This is a genomic window from Mycobacterium sp. TH-M106, from assembly GCF_057473765.1.
Genome location: NZ_JBYCLE010000200.1, coordinates 1 through 4,326 on the forward strand (window position 1 = coordinate 1; position 4,326 = coordinate 4,326).

4 protein-coding genes are annotated in these 4,326 nt (G+C 71.2%); 2 read left to right on the top strand and 2 right to left on the bottom strand.

The window, feature by feature from the left end:
• Both AC2VOP_RS06885 and AC2VOP_RS06890 read left to right on the top strand, forming a co-directional pair.
• Positions 1-1,097: flavin-containing monooxygenase (locus AC2VOP_RS06885; protein WP_486960266.1), on the top strand; the 1,097-nt coding region annotated here is incomplete at its 5' end.
• Positions 1,094-2,680, top strand: coding sequence for a flavin-containing monooxygenase (locus AC2VOP_RS06890; protein ID WP_486960267.1), 1,587 nt, complete (start codon positions 1,094-1,096; stop codon positions 2,678-2,680). The genes AC2VOP_RS06885 and AC2VOP_RS06890, both read left to right, overlap by 4 nt.
• Here the strand turns inward: AC2VOP_RS06890 and AC2VOP_RS06895 are convergent.
• Positions 2,636-3,793: a Zn-dependent alcohol dehydrogenase gene (locus AC2VOP_RS06895; protein WP_486960268.1), complete on the bottom strand. Its 1,158-nt coding sequence runs from the start codon at positions 3,791-3,793 to the stop codon at positions 2,636-2,638. The two genes, AC2VOP_RS06890 and AC2VOP_RS06895, sit on opposite strands and share 45 nt — an antisense overlap.
• Positions 3,794-3,799: 6 nt before the next feature.
• Positions 3,800-4,326 (bottom strand): SDR family oxidoreductase (locus AC2VOP_RS06900; RefSeq protein WP_486960269.1); only part of this gene is annotated, 527 nt, incomplete at its 5' end.

Consider the following 4,326-nt stretch of genomic DNA (forward strand, 5'->3'; position numbering starts at 1 on the left):
CCAAGCGCGTCGGCATCATCGGCACGGGCGCGACCGCGGTCCAGTGCGTGCCGCATCTGGCCGCGGCGGCGCAGCGGCTCTACGTATTCCAGCGCACCCCCTCGTCGGTGGACGTGCGGGCCAATCGCCCCACCGAGCCCGGGTGGGCCGACACGCTGCGGCCCGGCTGGCAGCGCGAGCGCATCGACAACTTCCAGATCCTCACCGCCGGAGGGCAGGCCGCCGAGGACCTCGTCGCCGACGCGTGGACGAGCATCACCCGCAAGCTCCCGGTGATGCGCCACGACGCCGCGGGTGTGGCCGATCCCGAGCAGCGCGGCCGCGACATCGAGCTGGCGGACTTCGCCAAGATGGAGGAGATCCGGGCGCGGGTCGACGACATCGTCGCCGACCGCGCGACCGCCGAGGCGCTCAAGCCGTGGTACGGCTACTTCTGCAAGCGCCCCTGCTTCCACGACGAGTACCTGCAGACCTTCAATCGTGACAACGTCACCCTGGTCGACACCCACGGTCGCGGGGTGCAGCGCATCACCGAGTCCGGCGTCGCTGTCGACGACGTGGCCTACGACCTCGACTGCCTCATCTTCGCCACGGGCTTCGAGGTCGGCACGGACTACTGCCGCCGCACCGGGTTCGAGTTGGTCGGCCGCGACGGGGTCACGCTCACGCAGCGGTGGCGCGACGGTGTGCGCACCTTCCAGGGCCTGTGCGCCAACGGTTTTCCGAACTGTTTCATCGAAAGCATCGCTCAGGCCGGGCTGACGGTGAACTTCCCGTATCTTCTGGACGTGCAGGCCACCCACGCCGCGTGGATCATCGCGTGGGCGCTGGGACACGGCGTCACCGAGGTCGAGGCGTCACCGGACGCGGAAGCCGCCTGGGTCGACATCGTCGTGGCCCGCTCGGCCGCCACCGCCGAGCGCGCCGCGACCTGCACCCCGGGCTACTACAACCGGGAAGGCAGGGCCGACGCCAAGACTCGGCAGGGCAGCTTCTTCTTCGGCGGGCCCACCGAGTACGCCGACCTCCTTCAGGAGTGGCGGGCCCGGGGAGAGATGAAGGGGCTCCTGCTGCGCGACACCGCGGCCGGCTCATGACGAGCCGGCGGGCCCGCCGGCGCTACGCCGTCGGGCGGGTGCGGGCCGCGACCCGGCGCAGGCGCGCGCCGCGCGTCGCCGTCATCGGCGCGGGCTTCGGCGGCCTCGGCGCGGCGGTGGCGCTGCGCCGCAAGGGCATCGACGACCTGGTGATCATCGACGGGGAGGACGGCGTGGGCGGCACCTGGCGGCGCAACACCTACCCCGGTGCGGCGTGCGACGTGCAGAGCCACCTCTACTCGTTCTCCTTCGCGCCGAACCCGAACTGGAGCCGCACGTATGCCCGGCAACCCGAGATCCTGGCGTATCTGGAATCGGTTGCCGACGACTTCGACCTGCGCCGGCACCTGATGCTGCGGACCCGGGTGCGGCATGCGCGCTGGCGCGAGGACACCGGGCAGTGGGAATTACAGCTGCAGCAGGCCGACGGTGACACCAGCACGCTGGTGGTCGACGTCGTGGTCAGCGCCGCCGGCCTGTTCGGCGCCTCCAGGCTGCCCGACATCGAGGGCCTGGCCGGCTACCGCGGCCACCTGATGCACACCTCCGCCTGGGACCGGGACGTCGACCTGACCGGCAGGCGGGTCGCGGTGATCGGCACCGGTGCCAGCGCGGTGCAGGCCGTCCCGGAACTGGCCCGAATCGCCGGGCGTGTCACCGTATTTCAGCGCACGCCCCCGTGGATGGTGCCCAAGGACGACCGCCCGTTCAGCGCCGGCGAACTGGCCCGGTTCCGCCGGCACCCCTGGGCCACCCGGCGGGAACGGTGGCGGGTCTGGAAGCAGTTCCACGACTTCACCGGCAACGCACTCGACGATCCGACGGCCGCCGGCCGCGCACAGATCGCGGCATCCTTCCTGGAGCGCACCGTGCCCGACGAACGGTTGCGCCGCGCGCTCACCCCGGACTACCCGTTTCGCTGCAAGCGGGTGCTGCTGGGCGCCGACTACTACCTGGCGCTGCAGCGCGAGCACGTCGACCTGGTGACCGACCCGATCGCGCGGGTCACCGAGACGTCGATCGTCACGGCCGGCGGCGACGTGGTCGGCGTCGACGCGATCGTGTGCGCCACCGGATTCCAGACCAGCCACTACCTCAGCGGTATCGAGGTGATCGGCCGCGGCCGCGAGAGCCTGCACGAACGCTGGGGCGAGGACCCCAGCGCCTACCTCGGCGTGGCGGTCAGCGGGTTCCCGAATTTCTTCATGTTGTACGGCCCCAACACCAACCAGGGCGGCAACTCGATCGTCTACATCCTGGAGGCCGGCGCGCGACTGGTGGCCGGCGCGGTGAGCCGGCTAGCGCGCCGGGGCGGCTTCCTCGACGTGCGCCCCGAGGCCGAAAACCGCTACAACGAAGAGCTTTCCGCCGCGCTCGAGCGGACCATCTGGACGCAGTGCGACAGCTATTTTCGCTCGCCGACGGGCCGCATCGTCACCCAGTGGCCCTACACCGAGCTGGAGTACGCCCGCCGGACCTGGCGGCTGCGGCCGCGTGACTGGGTACACCGCACCGCGGGCCCGCCGACCGGTGACGGGTCAGCCGGTGCCGAAGTCGATGACGCCGCGGATCAGCCGGCCTGAGGCCAGGTCGGCGTAGGCGTCGTTGATGTCGTCGAGCCCGTAGCGCCTGGTGATCATCTCGTCGAGCAGCAGTCTGCCCGACCCGTAGAGCGTGGCCAGCAGCGGAATGTCGCTCTTGGGGTTGCAGGACCCGAACACGGTGCCGCACAACGTCTTGTTCATCAGGATGAAGTCCTGCAACGCCATGGGCACCGAGCGCAGTGCCGGCGCCGGCAGGCCGGTGAGCACGCAGGTGCCACCCTTTCGGGTGAGCGCGAGTGCCGCGCCCACGTCGGCCTCGCCGATCATCGCGGGGGACACGACGACCGCGTCGGCCATCACGCCCCGGGTCAGGTCGCGCACCAACTCGAGCGCCTCGGCCGCCGTTGCCGCGGTGTGGGTGGCCCCGAAGCGCGGGGCGGACTCGCGCTTGAATTCGTTGACGTCGACCGCGACGATGCGGGCGGCACCGTTGATGCGGGCGCCCTGGATGGCCGCGGCGCCGATGCCGCCGGCGCCGATCACGACCGCGGTGTCGCCGCCGCGCACGCCCGCGCGCCGGGCCGCCGAGCCGTATCCCGTCGGCACCGCGCAGGCCAGCAGTGCGGCGGGCACCAGCGGGACGTCCCGATCGATTTTGACGAGCGAATCCGCCGCCACCACGGTGTGTTCGGCGAACGCACCGATCTTGGACACATGCCCGAGGTCACGGCCGTCGGCGGTGTGGTGGCGAAACGTGCCGTCGGTCGGCATGCCGGGGGTCAGCGTCCCTGCCCCCTTGTCGCACAGGTACTCCATCCCCGAGGCGCACCATCGGCACTGTCCGCACACCGCGAGGAAGGACGTCACCACGTGGTCCCCCGGCGCGAAACCGGTGACGCCCGAACCCACTTCGAGGACCACGCCGGAACCCTCGTGCCCGCCGATGGTCGGCGACATGGCGGGCAGTCCCAAAGAGTTCAGCACGTCGGAGGGCGGCGCGAGCTTGCCCTGTCGGATGTGCTCGTCGGAGTGGCACAGGCCGGTGGCGGCCAGCTTCACCAGCACCTCGCCGGCGCGCGGCGGGTCGAGCTCGAACTCCTCGACCGACCACGGGCGCCCGTACTCGTAGAGAATGGCCGCGCGGCTTCGCATCGATGCTCAGCCGTTCGCGGCGGCCACCCGGGCCCGCTCCGTCATCGAGGCGGTCACGCCGCCGTCGTTGAGGATGTCGGTGCCGGTGAGGTAACCCGCTTTGTCGCTGGCGCAGAACGCCAGCAACTCGGCCATCTCCTCCGGTTTGCCCCAGCGCGGGACCGCGGCCTCGGTGACCATCGCCCCCGCCCCGGCCTGTTCCTCGAGCCTGCCCATCTCGGTGTCGATGGACCCCGGGGACACCGAGACGATGCGCAGGCCGCGCGCGTTGAACCGTTCCGCCTGCGACTGGCTGTACCACCGCACGAAGCTCTTGCTCACCGCGTAGGCGATGCCGGATCGCCCCTCTTCGGGCACGATGTCGCACGCCGCCAGCATGGCGTCCAGGAAGGCGTCGGCGTCGTGCAGCGCCAGCGGAAACTGGCTTGCGGGAATGAGTTCCGCGGGCAGCAGGTGGGCCGCCATGGACGCCACGTTGACGATCGCGGCGCCCTCGCCTGCCACCGCGTGAAACGCCTCGTTGACGTGCAGGG

Coding starts and splice junctions, on each gene's coding strand:
- AC2VOP_RS06890 (WP_486960267.1), top strand. CDS start 1,094: ATGACGAGCCGGCGGGCCCGCCGGCGCTACGCCGTCGGGCGGGTGCGG.
- AC2VOP_RS06895 (WP_486960268.1), bottom strand. CDS start 3,793: ATGCGAAGCCGCGCGGCCATTCTCTACGAGTACGGGCGCCCGTGGTCG.